The 23,657-nt window shown below is 71.2% G+C and carries 19 protein-coding genes; 14 read left to right on the top strand and 5 right to left on the bottom strand.

The features are described 5' to 3' along the window. Positions 1-16 precede the first annotated feature (16 nt). Positions 17-985 carry a hypothetical protein gene (locus AB0B68_RS15530; RefSeq protein ID WP_357260471.1) on the bottom strand — a complete coding sequence of 323 codons (969 nt, stop codon included), beginning with the start codon at positions 983-985 and terminating at the stop codon, positions 17-19. A gap of 87 nt (positions 986-1,072) precedes the next feature. On the opposite strand from AB0B68_RS15530, the gene AB0B68_RS15525 reads away from it, so the two are divergent. The 4 genes from AB0B68_RS15525 to AB0B68_RS15510 all read left to right on the top strand — a co-directional run bounded on the left by AB0B68_RS15525 (position 1,073) and on the right by AB0B68_RS15510 (position 5,755). After that, positions 1,073-1,945, top strand: a complete 873-nt coding sequence (locus AB0B68_RS15525; RefSeq protein ID WP_357194367.1) for a hypothetical protein — start codon at positions 1,073-1,075, stop codon at positions 1,943-1,945. Positions 1,946-1,976: 31 nt separating this feature from the next. Beyond that, complete coding sequence (locus tag AB0B68_RS15520) at positions 1,977-2,807, top strand: hypothetical protein (protein WP_357260468.1); 831 nt, start codon at positions 1,977-1,979, stop codon at positions 2,805-2,807. A 165-nt stretch (positions 2,808-2,972) separates the two neighbouring features. Then, on the top strand, positions 2,973-4,271 hold the full coding sequence (locus AB0B68_RS15515) for an aspartate aminotransferase family protein (RefSeq protein ID WP_357194361.1): 1,299 nt from the start codon (positions 2,973-2,975) through the stop codon (positions 4,269-4,271). Next, entirely contained in the window at positions 4,268-5,755 is a 1,488-nt protein-coding gene (locus AB0B68_RS15510; protein ID WP_357260465.1) for a CoA-acylating methylmalonate-semialdehyde dehydrogenase, read from the top strand. Before AB0B68_RS15515 ends, AB0B68_RS15510 begins: the two co-directional genes overlap by 4 nt. On the opposite strand, the gene AB0B68_RS15505 is transcribed toward AB0B68_RS15510, so the two are convergent. Next, positions 5,727-7,175, bottom strand: coding sequence for an acyltransferase (locus tag AB0B68_RS15505; RefSeq protein WP_357260462.1), 1,449 nt, complete (start codon positions 7,173-7,175; stop codon positions 5,727-5,729). The two genes, AB0B68_RS15510 and AB0B68_RS15505, sit on opposite strands and share 29 nt — an antisense overlap. Positions 7,176-7,368: 193 nt before the next feature. Here AB0B68_RS15505 and ngcE (AB0B68_RS15500) point away from each other — a divergent pair, with 193 nt between their 5' ends. The 3 genes from ngcE (AB0B68_RS15500) (at position 7,369) to AB0B68_RS15490 (ending at position 10,653) form a co-directional block, all read left to right on the top strand. Beyond that, positions 7,369-8,784, top strand: a complete 1,416-nt coding sequence (gene ngcE, locus AB0B68_RS15500) for an N-acetylglucosamine/diacetylchitobiose ABC transporter substrate-binding protein (protein WP_357194352.1) — start codon at positions 7,369-7,371, stop codon at positions 8,782-8,784. Positions 8,785-8,848: 64 nt separating this feature from the next. Beyond that, on the top strand, positions 8,849-9,757 hold the full coding sequence (locus AB0B68_RS15495) for a sugar ABC transporter permease (protein WP_091403945.1): 909 nt from the start codon (positions 8,849-8,851) through the stop codon (positions 9,755-9,757). Continuing rightward, the gene (locus tag AB0B68_RS15490; RefSeq protein ID WP_357260459.1) at positions 9,754-10,653 is read left to right on the top strand and encodes a carbohydrate ABC transporter permease; all 900 of its coding nucleotides are present in this window, start codon (positions 9,754-9,756) and stop codon (positions 10,651-10,653) included. The genes AB0B68_RS15495 and AB0B68_RS15490 overlap by 4 nt, the downstream gene beginning before the upstream one ends. Positions 10,654-11,189: 536 nt before the next feature. On the opposite strand, the gene AB0B68_RS15485 is transcribed toward AB0B68_RS15490, so the two are convergent. Beyond that, entirely contained in the window at positions 11,190-12,176 is a 987-nt protein-coding gene (locus tag AB0B68_RS15485) for a BadF/BadG/BcrA/BcrD ATPase family protein (protein WP_357260456.1), read from the bottom strand. 204 nt (positions 12,177-12,380) lie between these two features. Here AB0B68_RS15485 and AB0B68_RS15480 point away from each other — a divergent pair, with 204 nt between their 5' ends. The 5 genes from AB0B68_RS15480 to AB0B68_RS15460 are packed head-to-tail and all read left to right on the top strand — an operon-like array spanning position 12,381 to position 17,408. Next, a complete protein-coding gene (locus AB0B68_RS15480) occupies positions 12,381-13,340 on the top strand; it encodes a MurR/RpiR family transcriptional regulator (RefSeq protein WP_357194340.1) in 960 nt (319 codons plus the stop codon). After that, the gene (locus AB0B68_RS15475) at positions 13,340-14,089 is read left to right on the top strand and encodes an SIS domain-containing protein (RefSeq protein ID WP_091403970.1); all 750 of its coding nucleotides are present in this window, start codon (positions 13,340-13,342) and stop codon (positions 14,087-14,089) included. The genes AB0B68_RS15480 and AB0B68_RS15475 overlap by 1 nt, the downstream gene beginning before the upstream one ends. Positions 14,090-14,115: 26 nt before the next feature. Further along, a complete protein-coding gene (gene ngcE / locus AB0B68_RS15470; protein ID WP_357260452.1) occupies positions 14,116-15,552 on the top strand; it encodes an N-acetylglucosamine/diacetylchitobiose ABC transporter substrate-binding protein in 1,437 nt (478 codons plus the stop codon). Positions 15,553-15,570: 18 nt separating this feature from the next. Beyond that, positions 15,571-16,479, top strand: a complete 909-nt coding sequence (locus tag AB0B68_RS15465) for a sugar ABC transporter permease (RefSeq protein ID WP_354878663.1) — start codon at positions 15,571-15,573, stop codon at positions 16,477-16,479. Further along, positions 16,479-17,408: a carbohydrate ABC transporter permease gene (locus AB0B68_RS15460; RefSeq protein ID WP_354878666.1), complete on the top strand. Its 930-nt coding sequence runs from the start codon at positions 16,479-16,481 to the stop codon at positions 17,406-17,408. The genes AB0B68_RS15465 and AB0B68_RS15460 overlap by 1 nt, the downstream gene beginning before the upstream one ends. Before the next feature lie 6 nt (positions 17,409-17,414). Here the strand turns inward: AB0B68_RS15460 and AB0B68_RS15455 are convergent, their stop codons facing one another. Further along, positions 17,415-19,106, bottom strand: a complete 1,692-nt coding sequence (locus AB0B68_RS15455) for an ABC transporter ATP-binding protein (RefSeq protein ID WP_357194464.1) — start codon at positions 19,104-19,106, stop codon at positions 17,415-17,417. A gap of 50 nt (positions 19,107-19,156) precedes the next feature. Next, positions 19,157-20,863: an ABC transporter ATP-binding protein gene (locus AB0B68_RS15450; protein ID WP_357260627.1), complete on the bottom strand. Its 1,707-nt coding sequence runs from the start codon at positions 20,861-20,863 to the stop codon at positions 19,157-19,159. 120 nt (positions 20,864-20,983) lie between these two features. Between AB0B68_RS15450 and AB0B68_RS15445 the strand changes: the two genes are divergently transcribed. Together AB0B68_RS15445 and AB0B68_RS15440 are read left to right on the top strand one after the other, a co-directional pair. After that, positions 20,984-22,693, top strand: coding sequence for a bifunctional 3'-5' exonuclease/DNA polymerase (locus AB0B68_RS15445; protein WP_357260624.1), 1,710 nt, complete (start codon positions 20,984-20,986; stop codon positions 22,691-22,693). Positions 22,694-22,932: 239 nt separating this feature from the next. Continuing rightward, entirely contained in the window at positions 22,933-23,526 is a 594-nt protein-coding gene (locus AB0B68_RS15440; RefSeq protein WP_238687087.1) for a nucleotidyltransferase family protein, read from the top strand. The last annotated feature ends 131 nt before the right edge of the window (positions 23,527-23,657 follow it).

Raw genomic sequence — 23,657 nt, 5'->3', positions numbered from 1 at the left:
CTCGACCGTGCGCGGGTCAGCCGGCGGCCAGCGCCGCGTGCAGGGCGCGCATCGAGCGGATCGCCGACCGGATCTCCTGAAGGTAGCGCCCCGGGGTGAGCGTCTGTTCGGGCAGCACCGCCAGGTCGGCGAGCGTCGGGTCCACCCCGACCGTGTCGATGGCACACCCGTACGGCACGGCCAGGGTGCGCAGCGCGTCGCAGTGTTGGAACGGCACGTAGATCGGTGCGGTGACCATCATGACCTCGTCGCCCGGCGCGAGCCGGACGTGGCCGGCCCAGAACCGCTGGGTGTCGGCGGTGTGGGCACGCCGCTGGTCCGGTTCGCTGGACGGCGCGGCCAGTACCCGGATCGGCGGCAACCCGTCCGGTCGGTAGGTCCGCGACGACCAGGAATGGTGCGGATGGCCGGCGTCGACCCCGTCCTGCTCCGCCGGCGCGGCCACCCCGAACACCCCCCGGACCGCCGAGTCCAGCACGTCCACCTCGGTGTCCTCGGCCGGCAGGCCAGCGTCGGCGAGCGTCGCGCGTTCCCACTCGGACAGCGGTCGGAAGCTGCCCAGGACGGCGACCTCGCCGCTCACCGGTAGGCCGGCGCGCAGCAGGTGCGCGGCGTAGCCGACGCGGCGTACGCAGGCGTGCGCCAGGCCGCCGAGCACCACCAGGTGGGCGTACGCCGACCGGGCCGGTGGCACCGGGTGGATCAGCCGGAGCGCGGCAGCCGCGTCCAGCACGAGGGTCGCGGTGGCCGGGTCGAGGTCGGGCTCCCGGGCGTCGGGCCGTTCCCGGCCGCCGCGGAAGTCCCAGTGCCGGGCGGAGAAGTCGTCGAGGTAGCGGAGCACGTCGGTGAGGTCGCCGTCGGGCCAGGTGCCGCCGAAGTGGGCGACCAGGCCGCGGATCGGGGTGGAGCAGACCCAGGCCCGGATGTCCGCCGTGATCCGCTCGTCGTCCGTTCCGGTCGACGGTGGCCCGTCCGCTCTGTGCACCTGCCGGATGCTACCGGCCAGCCGCGTCAGGGCTGCTGGTTGTGGTTGCTGTCTACGCTGGCGGGAGCCGCTGATGGGGGGATCCCGATGTCTCGTGACGTGGCCCGTCAGCGGTTACGGGAGGGCGGCGGCTCCGGCGCGGGCTTCGTTCGTCTGGTGGCGCACACCGACCCGGTGGCGTTGGTAGGCATCACGCTGTCGATCTTCCTCAGCGTCGTGCTCGACCTCAGCAACGCCGCCTCCGGGGTGGAGTCGCTGTTGGCCGGCCTGATGGGCATCACCATCTCGCTGCTCGTCGACTCACTGGCCCGCGCGGAGCGCCGCTTCCACCTGCGCACCCTGTTGGACGGGCCGCCCTGGCTGGTCCGCACCACAACGGAGCTGGCCGGGGCCATGCGGGAGGCGGCCGAGCAGCACGCGGGCACCCGGGTCGCGGTGGAGGCGCAGCGGCGCTACGAGCAGTTCCGGCTGGAGGCCGAGCAGCTCGCGGACGGTCGGATCATCCGGCGCGGTGACGAGGACGAGGATCTGGTCGGCGCGACCCGGGCCTGCGTACGCCGGCTGGACGGGTTGACCAACGTGATGCCCCGGGTGAGCGGAGAGTTGAGCTGGTGGCGCAGTGAGATCGGCCGGCGCTACTGGGAGGCCAACCTGGACGCTCTGCAACGGGGCGTCCAGATCACGCGGGTGTTCGTCTACGCCACGCTGACCGATGATCTGTCCGCCCTGGTGCAGATGCAGCGCGCGGCCGGGGCGCGGGTGGGTCTGCTGCCTCTCGGGGTGGTGAGTCCGCACCTGCACGTGAACTTGACGCTCTGGGATGGGTCGAGCTGTTGGGAGGCCCACATGACCGCGCACGGCGAGATCGGCGAGAACCAGTTCTCGGTCAACCGGACGGACGTCGCTCGACTCACCCGCGTGTTCGACCTCTGCGCGAACGCCGCGACCTTCCAGGACTGACGGCCCTCACCGGGGCGGGAGCGGGTGCGCCATGACGTGGAGCGCGGTCCTGCTGGTGACGGCCGTGGTCTGGGCGGTCAGCGTGATCCGCTCCGTCCGGCTCCGCGCGCTGGTCTACAGCCTGCCGCTGCCGATGACGCTCGCCCTGGTCACCACCGGGTACCGGGTGGACGGCGCGCAGGTGCTCGGCGTGCTCGGGCTCAACCTCTTCTTCGTCACAGTGGCCGTTACCCACCAGCGGTGGCGGTGGCCGATCCTGCTCGCCGACGTCGCGGGGATCGCCGCCTACGTGGCGCTGAGCGCCGGCCTGGTGGTCGTCGACATCCCGTTCGAGGTGGCCCTCGCCAGCACGCTCGTGCTCTGGCTGGCGGCCATCCTGTGGTTGCGCCGCCGCGCCCGCCGACGTGGGGCTTGCGCGCAGGAGACGGTCGCCGTCGCGGAGACCCGGCCGGACGGGCTGCCGGTGCTGCTCAAGCTGGTGGTCATCTTCGTGGGGGCGGTCCTGACCGCACTGCTCGGCGCGGTGCTGCGCGGCATGGTGGTGACGTTCCCGTACTCGGGGGTGCTGGTCGCCGTCGAGGCCCGCCGGCAGTTGGCCGAGTTCAGCCGGCACTTCGCCCGCAACAGCCTCGCGCTGGTCGGCTTCCTCACCGCGTACCACTACTTTCAGGACGTCTCGTCAGCCGCGGCGCTGGGCGTCGGCTGGACGGCCTTCGCGGTGGTCGCCGCCGCCCTGCACCTGCCGTTGCGCCCTCGCCAGGTTGCGCACGGGGGAGCGGCGAGCTGCCCGCCGACGGCGTTGCGGCCGGCGACCGAGCCACCACACCTACCGGCCGGCCAAGGTGCGGATCGAGTGGAGTGATGCTGCGATTGATGCGCAGAACAGCAGTGAAAGCTGCCCGGTGCCGTGGAAAGCGTTGACGTGCTGTCAGGTCGGGACGTCCATGCGCTACAGGCTGACAGTTGTTCGCATCGGCCGGCGGTGGGAGCGTGCGGTATCCACGAACGCCGCTGAAGGGTTGCCACGATGACCGACGACCTGCTGGCCCGGCACCGGGCAGTGCTCCCGTCCTGGATGCCGTTGTACTACGCCGAGCCGATCGAGCTGGTCTCCGGCTCGGGCCGCCGGGTCACCGACGCGCAGGGGCGCAGCTACCTGGACTTCTTCGGCGGCGTGTTGACCAACATGATCGGGTACGACATCCCGGAGATCCGGGAGGCCGTCGAGCGGCAGCTCGCCACCGGCATCGTGCACACCTCGACGCTCTACCTGATCCGTCAACAGGTGGAGCTGGCCGAGAAGATCGCCCAGCGCTCCGGCATCCCGGACGCCCGGGTGTTCTTCACGAACTCCGGCACCGAGGCGAACGAGGCGGCGCTGCTGGTGGCCACCAACCACCGCCGCTCGCACCAGATCCTGGCCGTGCGCAACAGTTACCACGGCCGGTCGTTCGCCGCGATGGGCGTCACCGGCAACCGCACCTGGTCGGCCAGCGGCCTCAACCCGCTCCAGGTGGCCTGGCTGCACTCCGGTGACCGGGTGCGGGGTCTGCTGGCCCGGCTCAGCGCCGACGAGCAGGTCGACGCGGCGGTGGAGGACCTGCGCGAGGTGTTGGCCACCCAGACCGCTGGCGACGTGGCCGCGCTCATCGCCGAGCCGATCCAGGGCGTGGGCGGTTTCGTGCACCCGCCGGACGGGCTCTTCGCCGGCTGGAAGAAGGTCCTCGACGAGCACGGCATCCTGTTCATCGCCGACGAGGTGCAGACCGGCTGGGGGCGCACCGGGGAGCACTTCTGGGGTTACCAGGCGCACGGCGTCACCCCCGACCTGCTCACCTTCGCCAAGGGCATCGGCAACGGGTTCGCCCTGGCCGGGGTGGTCGGTCGGGCCGACGTGCTCCAGGCGGTGCCGGCCATCAGCTTCTCCACCTTCGGCGGCAACCCGATCTCCACGGCGGCCGGCAACGCGGTGCTCGACTACCTGATCGCGCACGACCTCCAGGCGAACGTGGCCCGCGTCGGCGCGATCCTCGCCGACGGCCTGCGGTCCGCCGTGGGCGGGCTCGACTGCGTCGCCGAGGTACGCGGAAAGGGGCTGATGCTCGGCGTCGAGTTCGTCCGGCCGGGCGGCAGTGAGCCGGATCCGGCGCTGACCAACCGGGTCTTCGAAGCCGCCCGGGACGGTGGCCTGCTGACCGGCAAGGGCGGCCTCCACGGCAACGTGCTGCGGATGGGCCCACCGTTGACGCTGACCGAGGAGGAGGCCCGTGAGGGCCTGGCGATCCTCGTCGACGCGATCCGAACGGCTGCGGGGGTGGCGGCATGAGCATCGGTCACTTCATCGACGGCAAGCGGGTCGACGGCACGTCGCAGCGGCGTGGCGACGTGTTCGACCCGGCGACCGGTCGGCGCACCGCAGAGGTCGAGCTGGCCTCGACCTCCGACGTCGACGTGGCGGTGCAGGCCGCCGCCCGCGCGGCGCGGGCGTGGCGGGACGCGTCGCTGGCCCGGCGGTCGGCGGTGCTGTTCGCCTTCCGGGAGTTGGTGCACGCCCGGCGGGACCGGCTCGCCGAGGTGATCACCGCCGAGCACGGCAAGGTGCTCGCCGACGCCGCCGGCGAGGTGCAGCGCGGCCTGGAGGTCATCGAGTACGCGTGCGGCCTGCCGTCGGCGTTGCGCGGCGCGTTCAGCGAGAACGTGTCCACCGAGGTCGACTCGTACACCATCCGGCAGCCGCTCGGCGTGGTCGCGGTGATCTCGCCGTTCAACTTCCCGGTGATGGTGCCGCTGTGGTTCGTGCCGGTGGCTGTGGCCTGCGGCAACGCGGTGGTGCTCAAGCCGAGCGAGAAGGACCCGAGCGCGGCGCTGCTGCTGGCCGACTGGTTCGCCGAGGCGGGCCTGCCCGACGGGGTGCTCAACGTGGTCAACGGTGACAAGGAGGCGGTCGACGCGTTGCTGGAGCACCCGGAGGTGCGGGCGGTGTCGTTCGTCGGCTCCACGCCGATCGCCCGGTACGTCTACCAACGTGGCACGGCCGCCGGCAAGCGGGTGCAGGCGCTCGGTGGGGCGAAGAACCACATGGTGGTGCTCCCGGACGCCGATCTGGACCTGGCGGCCGACGCGGCGGTCAACGCCGGGTTCGGCTCGGCGGGGGAGCGGTGCATGGCCATCTCGGTGCTGGTGGCGGTGGAGCCGGTGGCGGACGCGCTGGTCGAGCGAATCGCCGCGCGGGTGACCGGTCTGCGCACCGGCGACGGCCGACGGGGCTGCGACATGGGCCCACTGGTGACCGCCGCGCACGCGGCGAAGGTGCGCTCCTACGTGGACGCCGGTGTCGCCGCCGGCGCGGTGCCGGTGGTGGACGGGCGGGACGTGACGCCGGACGGCGACCCGGACGGTTTCTGGCTCGGTCCGACGTTGTTCGACCGGGTGACCCCGGACATGGCGATCTACACCGACGAGATCTTCGGGCCGGTGCTGAGCGTGGTCCGGGTCGACTCGTACGACGAGGCGGTGGACCTGGTCAACGCCAGCCCGTACGGCAACGGCACGGCGATCTTCACCAACGACGGCGGGGCGGCCCGGCGCTACCAGCACGAGGTGGAGGTGGGCATGGTCGGGATCAACGTGCCCATCCCGGTGCCGATGGCGTACCACTCGTTCGGCGGCTGGAAGTCGTCGCTCTTCGGTGACCTGCACGCGCACGGCGAGGACGGGGTGCGGTTCTTCACCCGGGGCAAGGTCGTCACCAGCCGCTGGTTGGATCCGCGGCACGGCGGGGTCAACCTCGGGTTCCCCACCCAGACCTGAGCAGTCGCAGCACGCCCGCCCCGGCCAGGTACGCCACCAGTGCCGGGACGGGTGTGCCGAGCGGCTCCGGGGCGCGGGAGGCCGTCGCACTGTTGAGCAGCAGCGCCGCCACCACGGCGGCGTAGGCGGCCACCGTCGAGGCCGATCGGGCTGGCGTGCCTCGACCGGTCCGACGCCCGGTGCGATGCCGGCCGCTGCGCGCCTCCACCCGGCCGAAGATGGCGACGAGCACCGCCAGAACGGCGCTGAGCAGCAGCAACCACGGCACCCGCCAGGCCCACCAGGCGGCGCTGCCGACCGCGGGGGTGGGCAGCGCCCCGATCGCGTCGAGCACTCCGATCAGCAGGATCGCGGCGGTCAGGTGCCAGAGGAAGACGGTGAGCACCACGAGGTTGACGCCGATCACCAGCGACCAGGGGCCGGTGCGGCACAGCAGGCGCTCCGCCGGGCCGGACAGCAGCAGGATCAGACCGAGCTGGCCGGCGGCGACGGCCAGCAGCGCGAGGCTGGGCGGCGCGGCGTTGTCCAGGCGCTCGCCGGGCACGTGCAGCATGGCCACCGGCCACGGGCCGGGCCCGGTGAGCAGCAGCACCGTGGCCAGGCCGCCCGCCAGGAACACCAGTCCGGCCCGCCGCGAGGTGGGCAGTCGTCGCCAGCGGCGTACCCCCGGACGGTCGTGGGCCGACGGCCCGGCGGCGGGCGGCGGGCCGGCTTCCGAGGCGGTCGCGGCGGTGTCGCCCGGCGGCCCGGCGGCGGGCGGCGGAGTCCGCCGGGTGTCGTGCCAGGCGAAGCCGAGCTGGTGGACGGCCAGCCAACCGAAGAGGTAGTTGCCATAGCTCAGCGCCTCCGGCCCGGTGAGCCGGCCGAGGTCGCCGAGACCGACCAGGGCGACAAGCGCCAGCGGGATGGTCAGACCGAAGCGACGGTGCAGCGCGTACATCGGTGGGGTGAGCGCGACCGCAGCCAGGTAGGCGACCAGAAACCAGAGCGGAATGGTCGCGAACCAGAACACCTCGCGGATCCTGGTGGGGTCGGTGCCGCGCAGCCAGGCGACCGCCGCCCCGGCGGTGAGTACGAGCAGCAGCGTGCTGGTGGGGCGGACCAGGCGGGCACTGCGGTCGATCAGCCACCCGGCGGCGTCGCCGCCGCGGGCCCGCAGGCGGGTCAACGAGGCCGCGTTGGCGTAGCCCCCGACCAGGAAGAAGACGGGCATCACCTGGGCCAGCCAGGTCAGCGGGTACGCCCAGCGCAGGTCGCCGAGCGCGGAGTGCCCGGTGACCTGCCCGGAGGAGTCGCGCCCGATCGCCGTGACGCCCCAATGTCCGAAAACGACCATGGTGATGGCGAGTGCGCGGAGCAGGTCGACATATCGCTCCCGCCCAGCCGGGGTGTGCTCGGCCAGCTGGCGCAGGCGGCGCATCGCCTCAGGCTAGGCGACCTGATGACGGCTGGTGGTGATAACGGTTCGACAGTCAGGACTTGAAGTCCGAGCCCGGCTGTCGTAGAAATTCTTCAGCAATGGAGCATTAACTGAAGAGAACTACCGCCCCTCGCGCGGTGGACGCCTCCCCCACAAGACCGGCGATCCGCCCGACCCGACCCGAGGAGAACCCATGAACAGGCGTGACATCCTGCGGCGCAGCGCAGCCGCCGGCCTCCTGGCCACCCCCGCCGCCGGTCTGCTGTCCGGCTGCGCCACCAGCGGTGGCGGTGACAAGAACGATGCCGAGACCTACCGGGGCACCAAGAGCGCCGAGAACCCGCTCGGCGTGAAGGAGGACGCCCCACTCGAGGTGGTGATCTTCGGCGGCGGGTTCGGTGAGGAGTACGCAAAGGCCCACGAGGCCATGTACACCGAGAAGTACCCGAAGGCGAAGATCAAGCACTCCTCCACCCAGGAGATCAGCAAGACCCTCCAGCCGCGCTTCGTCGACGGCACCCCGCCCGACGTGGTCAACAACTCCGGCTCCAGCCAGATCGACTTCAACGGCCTGGTCAGCCAGAACGCCCTCGCCGGCCTCGACGAACTGCTGGCCGCCCCGAGCCTCGACATCCCCGGCAAGACGGTCAAGGACACCCTGCTGCCCGGCGCGGTCGAGGTCGGCTCCTACGACGGCAAGTTCCTGGTGCTCAACTACACCTACACCGCCTACGGCATCTGGCACTCCGCCAAGCTCTTCGCCGACCGCGGCTGGTCGTACGCTAAGAACTGGGACGAGCACATCGCGCTCTGCAAGCAGATCAAGGCCGCCGGCATCGCCCCCTGGACGTACGCCGGCCTGCACCCGCGCTACATGAGCTGGCCGCTGATCTCCACGGCGATCAAGTTCGGCGGCCCGTCGGTGGCGACCGCCATCGACAACCTGGAGCCGAACGCCTGGAAGTCCGACTCGATGCGCGCCGCCGCCGACGCCTGGCACCAGATCGTCAAGGACAAGTACATCCTGGACGGCTCGCCCGGCCTGGACCACAAGCAGTCGCAGACCGCCTGGTGTCAGGGCAAGGCCGCCTTCATCTCCTGCGGATCCTGGCTGGAGAGCGAGCAGAAGGACGTCACCCCGGCCGGTTTCAACATGACCATCGCGCCGACGCCGAGCCTCGGCAGCGGCGACAAGCTGCCGTTCGAGGCGATCCGGGGAACCGCCGGGGAACCGTTCATGGTGCCCGCCAAGGCCCGCAACGTCGCCGGCGGCCTGGAGTACTTCCGGACCATGCTCTCCAAGAAGGGCGCCCAGGACTTCACGAAGAAGGTCGCCAGCCTCACCGTGGTCGCCGGTGCCACCGAGGGCGTCGAGCTGCCGTACGGGCTGAGCACCGTGGTGAAGGCCCTCGACGCGTCCGGCGCCAACGGCTTCAACTGGGTCTACAACAGCTTCTACCGCAAGTTGGAACGCAACCTCGTCGACGCCGCGTGCGGCGAGTTCTTCAGCGGCCGGATCGGCCCCGCCGAGTTCCTCGAACAGTGCCAGAAGGGCGCCGACTCGATCGCCCAGGACAGCTCGATCAAGAAGTACAAGCGAGCGGCCTGACCGCCCGGCCGGTGGGGGAGAGGTCCGCCCCCACCGGCCGTACCCAAACGGAGAGGTCCCTCTCGTGAAACATGGCAAGTGGCCGCTGATCGTCACGTTCCTGGTGCCACCGGTGCTGCTGTACGTGTTCTTCGTCGTCTCGCCGTACCTCCAGGCGTTCCAGATCTCCACCACCGACTGGCTCGGCTACTCGGCCGACGCCAACCCGGTCGGTCTGGCCAACTTCAAGACCCTCTGGCACGACGACTACGTGTGGAACGCGCTGAAGAACAACGCCATCCTGCTGGGGCTGGTGCCGGTGCTCACCATCGTGCTCGGGCTGTTCTTCGCCACCATGCTCGCCATGGGCGGACGCAAGGGCAGTGCCGGCGTCACCGGCGTACGCGGCGGCGCGCTCTACCGCACCGTCTACTTCTTCCCGCAGGTTCTCTCCGTGGTGATCATCGCGTTGCTGTGGAAGGAGGTGTACCACCCCAACAAGGGGCTGCTCACCACAGCTCTGCACGGCCTCGGCCTGCCCGCGCCGACCTGGCTCGGCGACCCGGCGACCGCCTTCTGGTGCGTGCTGGCGGTGATGGTCTGGAGCAACGTCGGCTTCTACGTGGTGCTGTTCGGCGCGGCGATGTCGGCAGTGCCGAAGGAGATCTACGAGGCCGTCCTGCTCGACGGCGCGTCCCGGTTCACCACCCTGCGCCGGGTCACCCTGCCGCTGCTCTGGGACACCGTCCAGGTCGCCTGGGTCTACCTGGCCATCTTTGCCCTGGACGGGTTCATCCTCGTCCAGCTGATGACCAACGGCGGGCCGAACTTCTCCACCGACGTGATCGGCGTACGCATGTACGACACCGCCTTCGGCAGCGAGACCAAGTTCGGCTACGCCTCAGCGATCGGCGTGGTGATGTTCTTCCTGACCCTCTCGGTGGCGGTGCTGTCGCTGCGGGTCGGCCGGCGCGAACGGATCGAGTACTCGTGACCACTCTGGATCAGCCCACCGCGACCGCCCCGACCCCGGTCACCAGCGGGGACCGCCCGGTACGCCGGGAACTCGGCGTGGCCAACGCCCTCTCGCACGGCTTCCTGCTGCTCTGGGGCCTGCTCACCGTGCTGCCACTGCTGTGGATGTTCATCAGCTCGTTCAAGACCAACGGTGAGATCCTCGCCGACCCGTGGGGGCTGCCCGGTGCGCTGCACCTGGACAACTGGGTGCGGGCCTGGACCGGCGCGCACATCGGCCGGTACTTCCTCAACAGCCTGGTGGTGGTGGCCGGCTCGGTCAGCCTCACCATGCTGATGGGCGCCACCGCCGCGTACGTCTTCGCCCGGTACGAGTTCCGCGGTCGCCAGGTCGTCTACTACCTGTTCGTCGGCGGCCTGATGTTCCCGGTGTTCCTCGCCCTGGTACCGCTCTTCTTCGTGGTCCGCAACGCCGGCCTCTTCAACACCTGGCTCGGGCTGATCCTCGTGTACGCGGCCTACTCGCTGCCGTTCACAGTGTTCTTCCTGACCGCGTTCTTCCGGACCCTGCCGACCTCGGTGGCGGAGGCCGCACTGGTCGACGGCTGTGGTCACTTCCGGCTCTTCTTCCGGGTGATGCTCCCCATGGCACGTCCGGGACTGATCAGTGTGGCGATCTTCAACTTCCTCAGCCACTGGAACCAGTTCCTGCTACCGCAGGTGCTGTTGCAGGGCGACGAGTCCAAGTGGATGCTGGCGCAGGGGCTCTTCGCGCTGTCGGTCAGCCAGGGGTACGCCGGCGACTACGCACGGCTCTTCGCCGGACTGAGTATCGCGGTGCTCCCGGTGCTCGCGGTCTACGTGGCCTTCCAGCGGCAGGTGCAGGCGGGCCTCACCGCAGGGCAGCTCAAGTAGAACCAACCTAGCCACCGCTGACCGATCCCGATCACCCCACCCGCAGGCCGATACGACCTTCCCCGCGACTCGTTCACCCCGACTCGCTCACCGACCGGCCCCACCCCGGGCCGGCCCCACCCCGGGCCGCCCCTCGGTGCCGGCCCGCCCCCAAGATCCGCGCAACTCCGGTGAAATTGCTGCCTCACGCCGTGTCGACGCAGCAGTTTCACCGAAAGTGCGCGGATCTTGGCCATGTCGCGACGGGCCAGGGCCGTTGGGGCGCGCCGGCGCATGTGTGGAGCCACCGCGGACCCCTTGATCGTGCTCGATCCAGGATGTAGTCCCCTCCTGGCGGCGTGAGGCCACTACATCCTGGTTCGAGCACGATCTTGGGCCGGGCGGGGTGCGGCGCGGCCGGGCGGGGTGCGAGGCGGCCGAGGTGCGGGGCGCAGTGCGGCGCGGGTTGCGCCGCGGGCAGGTCAGGCGCGGGGCACCGCGGTGCGGGGGCGCGAGGTGCCGTGCCGATGCGGGCGGCGCGCTGCGCGCCGTTGGCTTCAGGGGGTGGGGAACAGGCGGGCGTGCAGCGCGCCCGGGTCGGTCACCTCGGGTAGGCCACGGGCGGCGAGCCAGGCTGCGGCGGCGGCCCCGTCTCCGGCGGTGCGCAGTGGCGCGTCCGGCCAGTGTCGCGCGATCTCGGCCCGGACGGCTGCGGCGAGCGGGGTGTCCGCGGTGAGCAGGCCGCCGCCGAGCACGATCGGTGTCGCAGCCCCGGCGGGGCGGATGCGGCTCACGCTCTCGGTGAGGTGCGCGGCGGCGTCGGTGATCAGTTCGGTGGCGACCGGGTCGCCGTGGGTGGCGGCGTCGACGACCAGTGGCGCGAGCCGGGCCAGTTCGACGGGGGGTCGACGGGTCACCGTCTGGATGGTGGCGTCGACGGTGTCCCGGGGGCGGGCGGCGATGTCGGCGCTGCCCAGAATCTCGGTGAGCACGGTGGTGGTCAGCGCGCCCAGCGCACTGCGGGCGTCGAGGTCGGCGAGCAGTCGGCGTACGGCTTCCCGACCGAGCCAGAAGCCCGACCCGGCGTCGCCGAGCAGCCAGCCGTGGCCGTCGGCGATCCGGTCGAGCCGCAGCTCGTGGACGTGGGCGGTGATCGCGCCGGTGCCGGCGATGAGGATGGTTCCGTCCGGGGCGGCGGTGCCGGAGGCGTACGCGACCAGGGCATCGCCGTGGACCTCGTACGGGCAGCGCAGGCCGGCGTCGTGCCAGGCCTGGTCGAAGGCGGCCCGCCCGGCCGGGTCGGCGAGCAGTCGGCCGGCTCCGGCGAGCCCGATGGTGCCGGCGGCGGCCCGCGTCGGGTCGACGTCGGCGAGCGCTTCGCGGAGCGCGGTCAGCAGTTCGGCGGCGGCGCGCTCGGCGCCGTGACTGGTGGGGTTGCCGCCGCCGGCGCGACCGGTGCCGACGCGTTGCCCGGTGAGGGTGAGGACGGTCGCCCGGGTGGACGTACCGCCGATGTCGAGACCCACCACGACGCTGTCGGACATCGGCACGACTCTCCTTGCGCGGAACGATGATCTGGCTTGTTCATGCTGGTCGGCGGCGTCGTGCGGGGCAAGTTGCGGTGAGCGCTGAGGGCTGCGCAACAGGTAACAGTTTGAAAACTTCGCCCACGGTCTTGACATAGACGGTCGTTCAGTAAGAAATTTTACCACTAACAGTTAAGAGTCCTTTGAAAATGCGAGGCGTCGATGGTTGATCATGAGGTGGACACCGCTGCGGGGACCGCGGTGGTCGACGCCGATGCGATCGACCGGCGGAACGCCCTCGGATCAACGTCCGACGGGGTGCTGGCCAGGGTCCGCAACGGGCTCGGCGAGTTGACCGGTGCTTTGCACCGCGTCGCCGAGCACGTGCTCAGCGACCCGGAGGCCGCCGCCCGCTCGACGATCGTCGAACTGGCCGAGCGCAGCGGTACCTCACCGGCGACCATCACCCGGTTCTGCCGGGCGATGGGCTTCGAGGGGTACGCCGACCTGCGACTGGGCATCGCCTCCGAGACCGGTCGGGCCCGCTCTGCCGGTTGGACAGTCGACATTGGACGGGAGATCCAGCCGAGCGACCCGCTCGCTCGCGTGCTCGACCAGATCATGGCGGCCGACACCCGGGCCATGCATGACACGGCCACCCTTCTCGATCTCGCTGAGGTCGAGCGGGCCGCGGTGGCGATCGCCGGCGCCAGCAGGGTGAACATCTTCGGTGCCAGCGGCAGCGCCCTGGTCGGTGAGGAGATGCAGTTCAGCCTGCACCGCATCGGTGTGGCCGCGTGGGCCTGGAACGACGTGCACGAGGGGCTGGCCAGCGCCGCGTTGCTGCGATCGGGGGACGTGGCGCTCGGCATCTCGCACACCGGGCAGACCCGGGAGACGATCGAGATGCTCGCCGAGGCGGGCAGCCGGGGCGCCACCACGCTCGCGCTCACCGGCTTTCCCCGCTCCCCGTTGGCCGAGCTGGCCGACATCGTCCTGCTCACCGCCAGCCAGGCGACCACCTTCCGGCCGGACGCGCTCTCCGCCCGGCACCCCCAACTGGTGGTGCTCGACCTGCTCTACATCGCTGTCGCCCAACGCACGCACGACCGCGCGCACGCGGCCTTCCGGCGGACAGCGCAGGCCGTCGACGGGCACAAGGCAGCGAAGGGAGCCCACTGATGATCAGCGCCCAGGGGTACGCGGACGCCGTCCGCCCGGTGCTCGACCGGCTGCTCGACTCGGAGGCCGACGGGATCACCCGGGCCGCCGACCTGATCGCCGACAGCCTGCGCGACGGCGGCGTGCTCCAGGCGTTCGGCGCCGGGCACTCGGAGGCGTTCGCCGCCGAGCTGGTCGCCCGGGCCGGCGGGTTGGTCCCCACCAACCGGCTCTCGGTACGGGACCTGGTGATGCACGGTGACGCCCCGCGTGACGTGCTCGCCGACCCCAAGCTGGAACGTGATCCCTCCATCGCCCACCAGATCTACGCGCTCGCGGCGCCCCAGCCGCGCGACGTGTTCGTGGTGGCGTCCCAGTCCGGCATCAACGGCTCGGTGGTCGAGCTGGCGGCGCTGGTCACCGAGCGCGGTCACCCGTTGATCGCGGTCACCTCGGTCGAGCACACCGCGCGGGTGGCGCCACGGCACCCGTCCGGGCACCGGCTCGCCGACCTCGCCGACGTCGTGCTGGACAACGGCGCGCCGTACGGCGATGCACTGCTGCCGCTCGAGGGCGGCGGCGCGGTCTGTGCGGTCTCCTCGGTCACCACGGCGCTGCTGGCGCAGTTGCTGACCGCGGAGGTCGTACGACGGTTCCACCAGGCCGGGGAGGTACCCCCTATCTACCTCTCCGCCAACGTCCCCGGCGGGGACGAGCACAACCTCGCCCTCGAGTCGCGGTACGCCGGACGTCTCCGGCGTACCGCATGACCCGAATTTCACAAGGAGATACGACGATGTCGATTACCCCCGAACACCCGGCCGCACTCGACCGTCGCACGGTGCTGCGTCGCGCCGCCGCCGTGGGCATGCTCGCCACTCCGGCCATCGGCCTGCTCGGCGCCTGCGCCACCAGCGGCAGTGACGGTGACAACGAGCAGGTCGCCGGCGGAACCAAGAGCGAGGCGAACCCGCTGGGCGTCAAGGAGGACGCCGCGATCGAGGTGGTCATCTTCAACGGTGGTTACGGCGAGAAGTACGCCACCGACGTGCACGAGCCGCTGTACAAGAAGGCGTTCCCCAAGGCCGAGGTCAAGCACCAGGCCACCCAGGCCGTCTCCACTGTGCTACAGCCGCGCTTCGCCTCCGGCAACCCGCCGGAGTTCGTGAACAACTCGGGCGAGAAGCTGATGGACTTCGGCGCGCTCGTGGCCGACGGTCAGCTCCAGGACCTCACCGAGCTGTGGGACGCGCCGTCGGTCGACGACCCGACCAAGAAGGTCCGCGACACGGTGGTGCCGGGCACCATCGAGGCCGGTTCGTTCAACGGCAAGCCGTTCGTCCTGTACTACGTCTCCACGGTCTTCGGCATCTGGTACTCGGCCAAGCTGTTCAAGGACAATGGCTGGGCGCCGGCGAAGACCTGGGAAGAGTTCATGACTCTGCTCACGAACATCAAGGCCAAGGGCATCACCCCGTACGGCTACGCCGGTGCGAACGCGGCCTACTACCAGTGGAACGTGATCCTCACCCAGGCCGCCAAGATCGGCGGCACGGACGTGCTGAAGAACATCGACAACCTGGAGGACGGCGCCTGGAAGCAGGACGCCGTGAAGCAGGCGGCCGCGGCGTGGGCCGAGGTCGGGGCGAAGTTCAGCGACAAGAGCTTCGAAGGCCTCAAGCACACCGACGTGCAGCTGCGGCAGAACCAGTACAAGGTGGCCCTGTACCCCAGCGGTGACTGGCTGGAGGGCGAGCAGAAGAAGGACACCCCGGCCGGCTTCGACTACCAGCTCATGCCGGTGCCGAGCCTGACCGCATCGGACAAGCTGCCAGCCACTGCGCTGCGCGCCACCGCCGGTGAGGGCTACTTCGTCTCGGCCAAGAGCAAGAACCCCAAGGGTGGCCTGGAGTACATGCGTCAGATGCTGTCGAAGGCGGGCGCGAAGGGCTTCACCGAGGTGGTCAAGGCCCCGACGGTGGTCACCGCCGGCTCGGAGGGCTTCTCCTTCCCGCCCGGTGTGGCCAGCTCGCAGGCCGCGCTCAAGGCAGCCGGTCAGGACGTGTTCAACCTGTACTTCGACGGCTGGTACAAGGAGCTCGACACGGAGGCGCGTACCGCCACCAACGAGCTGATGTTCGGCCGGATCAACGCCGACGCCTTCGTGGAGCGGATCCAGAAGCGCGCCGACGCCATCAAGAAGGACAGCTCCGTCACCAAGTTCAAGCGCTGATCGATCGGAGCTAGGGTCATGCGGCACGGCAAGTATCCATTCGTGATCGGGTTCCTGTTCGCCCCGGTCGCGCTGTACGTGACATTCGTGATCTGGCCGTACGCGCAGGCGTTTCAGATCTCGATGACCAACTGGCGGGGGCTGTCCGCCCCGCAGTGGGTGGGCTTCGACAACTACCAGAGGTTGCTCGACGACGGGGCCTTCTGGAAGGCGGTCCAGCACCACGGCGTACTGCTGCTTGCCCTGCCGCTGATCACCATTGCCATCGCGTTGTTCTTCTCCTTCCTGCTCAACGTGGGCGGCAAGAGCAGCGGTGGTCAACGCCAGGGGGTCTGGGGGGCGAAGTTCTACCGGGTGGTGTTCTTCTTCCCCCAGGTCCTGGCGGTGGCCATCATCGCGGTGTTGTTCCAGATGGTGTACCGGCCGAACGAGTCCGGCCTGATCAACGGCGTGTTGATGAAGTTCGGCATCGAGCCGATCCTCTTCCTGGTCAAGCCGAGCCTGGCCCTCTGGTCGATCCTCGCGGTGCTGGTCTGGCAGGCGGTCGGCTTCTACGTGGTGCTCTTCTCGGCCGGGATGGCCTCCATCCCCGGTGAGATCTATGAGGCCGCCGAGATGGACGGGGCGACGAGGGTGACGCTGTTCTTCCGGGTCACCCTGCCGCTGCTGTGGGACACGCTCCAGGTGGCCTGGGTGTACCTCGGGATCGCGGCGTTCGACGCGTTCGCCATCGTGGCGGTGCTCTCGGTGGACGGTGGCGGCCCGGACGGCGCCACCACCGTGCTGGCCATGGAGATCTACCGCAACGCGTTCGTCTACTCGAAGTACGGCTACGCCTCGGCGATGGGCGTGGCGTTGTTCTTCCTCACCCTCACGTTCGCGGCGCTGACGCTGCGGCTCACCAAGCGGGAAAGCGTGGAGTACTGATGAATCCGCAGTCGACGCTGCCGCCGACCCCGGCCGCGCTGCCGCCGAAGACCGGTGACCCGTCCGCCCCCGCCGGGCCGGGCCGCAAGGACCCTCGCTCGGAGGTACGGCTCTTCGCCGGCCTGGGGCACGTCGCGCTCGCCGTGTGGGCGGTGATCGTCATCGTGCCGATCCTCTGGACCTTCCTGGCCGCGTTCAAGAACACCAGCGAGATCTTCAGCAGCCCGTGGACGCTCCCGGCCGAGCTGCGGTGGGAGAACTTCGGGCGGGCCTGGACCAAGGCACACGTCGGCCGTTACTTCATCAACAGCGTGATCGTGGTGTCGTGCAGCACGTTCCTGACCATGCTGCTCGGCTCGATGGCCGCGTACGTGCTGGCCCGTTACAAGTTCTGGGGCAACCGGGCGGTCTACTACCTGTTCGTCTCCGGGTTGGCCTTCCCGGTCTTCCTGGCCCTGGTGCCGCTCTTCTTCGTCGTGAAGAACCTCGGGCTGCTCGACACCCACACCGGCGTGATCCTGGTCTACTCGGCGTACTCGTTGCCGTTCACCGTGTTCTTCCTGGCCGCGTTCTTCAAGACGCTGCCGTCGTCGGTGGCCGAGGCGGGGATGATCGACGGCTGCTCGCACACCCGGCTGTTCTTCCAGGTGATGATGCCGATGGCGAAGCCGGGCCTGATCAGCGTGGCGATCTTCAACATCATCGGCCAGTGGGCGCAGTACCAGCTCCCGTTGGTGCTGCTCTCCAACGCCAAGGACAAGTGGGTGCTCACCCAGGGCATCGCCGACATCTCGGTGAACGCCGGCTACGAGGCGGACTGGTCCGGGCTGTTCGCCGCGCTGACCATCGCCATCCTCCCGATGATCATCGTGTACGCGGTCTTCCAGCGTCAGATCCAGGCCGGCCTCACCTCCGGAGCGGTGAAGTAGGACGCCTCACCGCTCGTCGACGCGGGTGTGCCAGGAGCGCCACAGCGCCGCGTACGCCCCGCCGGCCGCGACCAGCTCGTCGTGGCTGCCGATCTCGGTGATCCGACCGTCGGCGAGCACGGCGACCCGGTCGGCGTCGTGCGCGGTGTTGAGTCGGTGCGCGATCGCGATGACGGTCCGCCCGACCAGCACGGCGGCCAGAGCGCGTTCGGTCCGGCGGGCGGTGGACGGGTCGAGCGCGGCGGTCGCCTCGTCCAGGATCAGCGTGTGCGGGTCGGCGAGCACCAACCGGGCCAGCGCGAGCTGTTGGGCCTCGGCCGCACCGAGTTGACGGGCCCCGTCGCCGAGCTGGGTGTCCAGGTCGTCGGGGAGCTCGGCGAACCACTCGGCGCCCACCGTGAGCAGCGCGGCACGCATCTCCTCGTCGGTGGCGTCGGGCGCGGCGAAGGAGAGGTTGTCGCGTACCGAGCCGATGAAGACGTGGTGCTCCTGGGTGACCAGGGCGATCCGGCGGCGTCGCTCGGCCGGGTCGAGGTCGGTGATCGGGCAGCCGCCGATGGTGACGACGCCGTGGCGTGGCGCGTCGATCCCGGCCAGCAGCCGGGCCAGGGTGGACTTGCCGGCGCCGGACGGGCCGACGACGGCCAGCCGTTCACCGGGCTGCACCTCCAGGTCGATGCCGTGCAGCACGTCCGGCCCGTCGGAGTAGGAGAACCGGGCCCCACTGACGACCAGCCGCTCACCTCGTGACGAGGCGTTCGTGCCGGGTGCTTCCGGCGGGACCATGCCCACGCCGAGCAGTCGCGCGTACGACGCGAAGCCGCGCTGCGCCTGCTCGGTCCACTGCAACAGCCGGTCCAACGGGTCGATCGCCTGTTGCAGGTAGAGCGCGGCGGCGACCACCGCGCCGAGCGACACCATGTCCCGGGAGAGCAGGTAGCCCCCGACGAGCAGGACCATGGCGACCGGCAGCGGATAGCTGGCCTCGACGACCGAGAAGAACACGGTACGCAGCGCGAGGGTCGCCCGACGGGCCCGCCACACCGCTGTGACGCGGGTGGTGCCGTGCCGGATCCGGTCGTCGGCCAGCCGCAGCGCCTCCACTGTGCGCGCGCCCTCGGCGGTGGTGGTCAGCGTCTCGGTCAGCTCGGCTGCCGCCGCGCCCTCGGTGAGGTACGCGGAGCTGGCCCGGCGCAGGTACCAGCGGGTCACCGCCACGATCGACGGGAGCCCGGCCAGCGCGGCCAACCCGAGCAGCGGATGCAGCAGGAAGACGGCCCCGAACAGCAACGTCAACTGCACAGTGGCGATGACCATGGTGGGCACCACGTCCCGGACGGTGGTGCCGACCGTCGACACGTCGACCGAGCTGCGGGTGGCCAGGTCCCCGGAGCCGGCACGCTCGACGACCGAGACGGGCAGCCCGAGAGTCCGGGAGACGAACTCCTCGCGCAGCTCGGCGACGGCCCGTTCGCCGAAGCGGTGGCCGGCGTACTGGGCGTACCGGGAGAGCAGGGCGCTGACCACGACGCAGCCGGCGATGGCCAGTGCCAGCCGGTCCACTGTCGCCACGCCCGCGCCCGCGGTGACCCGGTCGACGATGGTGCCCAGCAGCCACGGCGGGGCGAGCCCGGCGACCGCGGCGGCGCTGTGCAGCGCCAGCACGACCCCGACGGCGCGCCGGTGCCGGCTGATCATGTCCCGCAGGGCGCGGCGTACGGTGCCACGGTCGGCGACCGGCAGCCGGCTCACCGGTACGCCTCCTCGCTGCCGCGGGCCACCAGGTGCCGGTAGGCCGGGTCGTCGTCGAGCAGGTCGGCGTGGCTGCCGGTGGCGGTGACCCGGCCGGCGCTCAGAAGCGCGACCACGTCGGCCCGGCCGAGCAGCAGCGGCGACGTGGCGATCACCACTGTGGTCCGCCCGGCCCGCGCGGCCCGCAGCCGCTCGGCGATCCGCGCCTCGGTGTGCGCGTCCACCGCCGACGTCGGGTCGACGAGGATCAGCACCTCCGGTTCGCTGCTCAACGCCCGGGCCAGGCGCAGGCGTTGGCGTTGACCGCCGGAGAGCGTCCGGCCTCGGGCGTCGATCGGGGTGTCCAGCCCGGCGGGCAGGGCGTCGACGACGTCCTGCGCCGATGCGGTCCGCAGGGCCGCGCCGATCCGTTCGTCATCGTCGTCGGCCCCGGCTCGCAGGATGTCGCGCAGGGTGCCGGCGAAGAGGTAGGAGTCGTGGTCGGCGACGAGGATCCGCGCGCGGACCTCGTCCAGGGCGACCTCGCGCAGCGGCACGCCGCCCCAGGTGACGTCGCTGGCCACGTACCGGCCGAGCCGGTCGGCCAACGCCACGGCCGCCGCCGGGTCGTCCGCCGCCACCCCGGTCAGGTGGCCGGCGCGCACGGTCAGGCCGGTCACCGGGTCGTGCAGGTCGGCCGGGTCGTCCGGCCCGGCCAGATCGTCCGGCCGGCGTGCCTCGGGCACGGCGCCCGGCCACCGGCGGCCCGGCCCACCGACGTCGTCCGGTGTCACGTTGAGCAGGTCGGCGATCCGTCGGGCGGCGACCCGGCCGCGAATGAGCTGGTAACTGCCCTCCAGCAGAAACCAGACCGGCACGATCAGGGTCGCCACGTAGCCGTAGACGGCGACCAACTCGCCGATCGTGACGTCGCCGGTCACCGCCATCCGGGCCGTCAGCCACACCACCGCCGCCAGGAACAACCCAGGGATGGCAACCGTCGCCGCGTCGATCCAGCTGTTGACCGCGCCGACCCGGTAGCCCTCGGCGCGTAGCTCCTGGGACCGGGCCGCGTACCGCCGGGCGAACAGGTCCCGGCCGCCCACCCCGGCGAGCACCCGCAGCCCGGCGACGATGTCACCGGACCGGGCGGTGAGCGCGCCCTGTTGCCGGCGGTAGACCGATTCGACCTGCTCCAGGCGGCGCAGCAGCGGCCCCACGATCAGACCGACCACCGGCACCCCCACCAGCACGCAGAGCGCGAGCATCGGGGAGACCGACCAGAGCACCACGGCGATCACCCCGTACGCGATGACAGCGCCGACGCCGGGCCCGGTCAGCGTCAGCACCTGCGCCGTCCAGTCGATGTCGGAGCCGCCGATGGTGGACACCTCGCCGGCCCCGACCCGGCGGGGCAGCACCGCGCCGATGCGGGACAGGTGGCGCAGCAGAACCTCCGCCGAGCGGGCCTTGGCGTCCTCCCGGATGAAGGTCATCGTGCGGTGCCGCATGATGCCCAGGTAGGACAGGGCCACGCCCGCGACGACGATCGCCGCTACCCAGAGCGCCAGGGCCTGGGTGTCGCGTTCGCGCAGCCCGTCGTCGACGGCGCGGGCGATCAGGTAGGGCCGGGCCGAGAGCCCGATCATCCAGGCCGTGCCGATCAGGCTGCCGCGCAGCACCCGCCAGGGTTGGCAGCGGACGAGCCACCAGAGGTAGCGCATCGGACCGCGGGCGTCGGGGGTGCCGGGATCGGGATGCGGGATCTGCGGAGGCACCTGATCACGCTACCGACCGGCCCCGACAGCCCACCGGCCCGACGACGGTGAGGTGCGCCTCCGTTCCTGTCGGACGGGAGAGGCAGAATCACGTTCGTGCTGGTGGCGGTGGTGTCCGACGAGCGGGGTGGGGGAGTGCTGTGCCCGCTGGACGCCACCGGCCGGCCGGCCGGCCGACCCGAGGTCGTCACCGATCTGGTCGCCGCGGTCGCCGCCCGCGAGGCCGCCGAGCACCCGCGCTGGGTCTGGTCGACCGCCACGGCGCTCTACCCGACGCTGCTGCGCGCCGGCGTCCGGGTCGATCGGTGTCACGACGTGGAGTTGACCGAGGCGTTGCTGCTCGGGCACGTGGGCCGTTGGGGTGAGCCCCGCTCGCTGGCCGCCGCCTGGGCCCGGCTGACCGGCGCGGCGGTGCCGCCCGACCCGCCGCCGCGTGCAGCAGCGCCACCCGGGCACGGGCAGGGCGCGCTCTTCGACACCCTGCCCGGTCCGCCGGGCCCGGGCATCGAGGCACTGACCCAGGTGTACGCCGACCAGCTCACCCGCGTCGCCGCGACCGAGCACCCCGGCCGGTTCCGGTTGCTGGTGGCCGCGGAGTCGGCCGGCGCGCTGATCGCGGCGGAGATGGGTGTCGTCGGGCTGCCCTGGCGGGCCGACGTGCACAACGAGATCCTGCACGAGTTGCTCGGCGAGGCGTCCCCGGTCGGTGGTCCGCCACGCCGACTCGCCGAGCTGGCCGCCCGGATCGCCGACGCGCTCGGCGTACGCGGCCTGCACACCGACTCCCCGGCGGAGCTGCTGAAGGCGTTCGCCCGGGCCGGGGTGGAGCTGCCCAACACCCGGGCCTGGGTGCTGCGCGGGGTGGACCATCCGGCGGTGCCGCTGGTGCTGGAATACAAGGAGCTGTACCGGATCTGGACGGCGCACGGCTGGTCCTGGCTCGATCAGTGGGCCCGGGGAGGCCGGTTCCAACCGGAGTACGTGCCGGCTGGGGTCGTCTCCGGCCGGTGGGCCACCCGGGGCGGTGGCGCGTTGCAGATTCCCAAGGTGATCCGCCGGGCGGTGGTGGCCGATCCGGGCTGGCGGTTGGTGGTCGCCGACGCCGGCCAGTTGGAGCCCCGGGTGCTGGCCGCGGTCTCCGGCGACGCGCGGTTGGCGGCGGCGGGTGGTGCCGGCGACCTCTACGCGGCCCTGGCCCGGGACTCGTTCGGCGGTGACCGGGCCAAGGCCAAGGTGGCCCTGCTCGGCGCGATGTACGGGCAGACCGGCGGGGCCGCGGTGCCCGCGTTGGCGGTGCTGAAGCGCAGTTACCCGACGGCGTTCGGTTACGTCGAGGCGGCGGCGCGTACCGGTGAGACGGGTGGGCTGGTGCGGTCGTGGCTGGGGCGGACGTGTCCGCCCGGCTCGGTCGGGTTCGGTGATCTCGACGACGAGCCCGCCGACCCGGAGCGGGCGGGTGATCCGCACAGTCCGCGGGCGCGTGCCGCCCGGTCCCGGGGCCGTTTCACCCGCAACTTCGTCATCCAGGCCACGGCGGCGGAGTGGGCCTCCACGTTGCTGGCCACGCTGCGGACGGAGCTGTCTGGCACTGACGCCGAGCTGGTCTTCTTCCAGCACGACGAGGTGGTCGTGCACGCGCCGGCCGATCAGGCGGACGCGGTCGCCGAGGCTGTCAACCGGTCGGGCGAGCGAGCCTCCGCGCTGCTCTTCGGTGTGACGCCGGTCCGGTTCCCACTGGACCTGTCCATCGTCGACTGCTACGCCGACGCGGCCTGATCCGTGCTCGCGCCATGATCAAGTGACGGGAAGTAGGTTCCACGAGCCCTCCCGACCTACGCGTCAGGGGTGGCAGCGGGGCGGAGCGGCTGCGGTCCGGTGTATAACGGTTGTGCTATTTCTCCTTTTCGCCCCGCCACCCCTGGCTGGCGCTCCTCGTTGCAGTGTCCGTAGGAGGGGGCGGATCGGTCGCGGTCGCTCCCATGCTTGAGGGGGCGCAGCTGAACGGGATCGCAGGAATGATCATCGCCGCAGGCGGGGGACGACGGATCGGTGGTCCTGAGGCGCTGCTGCACCAGGGCGACAAGCCGCTGGTGAATCAGATGATCGACACGATGACCGAGGCGGGCTGCGAGCAGATCGTGGTCGTCCTGGGCGCTGCCGCCGAGCAGGTCCAGGAAACCGCCGACCTGGGCAAGGCGACCGTTGTGATCAACAAGGCGTGGGGCACCGGGGTCGGCTCGTCCATCCGGGCAGGCCTGGCCGCCATGGACGACGAGGGGATCGAAGCGGTGGTGGTGGTGCCGGTCGACATGCCGGGCCTGACCGCCGAGGCGGTCAGCCGGGTGGCCGCGCTGCCGTACCCGGACGTGCTGGTCTGCGCCACCTACGACGGTCTGCGCGGCTACCCGATGCTGTTCGGCCGCCGGCACTGGCCCGGCATCGCGACCCTGGCCAGCGCCGACGTCGGTGCTCGGCCGTACCTGTTGGCGCACAAGGACCAGATCGTCGACATCGCCTGCGACTCGGTGGCCGACGGCAGCCGGGTCGACACTCCGGAGCTGATGGAGATGTACGGGCTCACTGTCCCGCCGCAGCGCGTCGGGGTGTAGGACCGCGCCGATCTTGCCCCGCCCCGCCCCGCCCCGCCCCGCCCCGCCGCGCCCCCGCCCCGCCCCGCCGCGCCGCGCCGATCTTGCACTTCCTGTTGCCGAATCACGGGTGATTGCCCCGTTTGTCGGGA

Origin of the sequence: Micromonospora sp. NPDC049049, from assembly GCF_040649115.1 — a bacterium.
Lineage (GTDB): Bacteria > Actinomycetota > Actinomycetes > Mycobacteriales > Micromonosporaceae > Micromonospora.
This window is presented reverse-complemented; position numbering and strand designations above follow the sequence as displayed.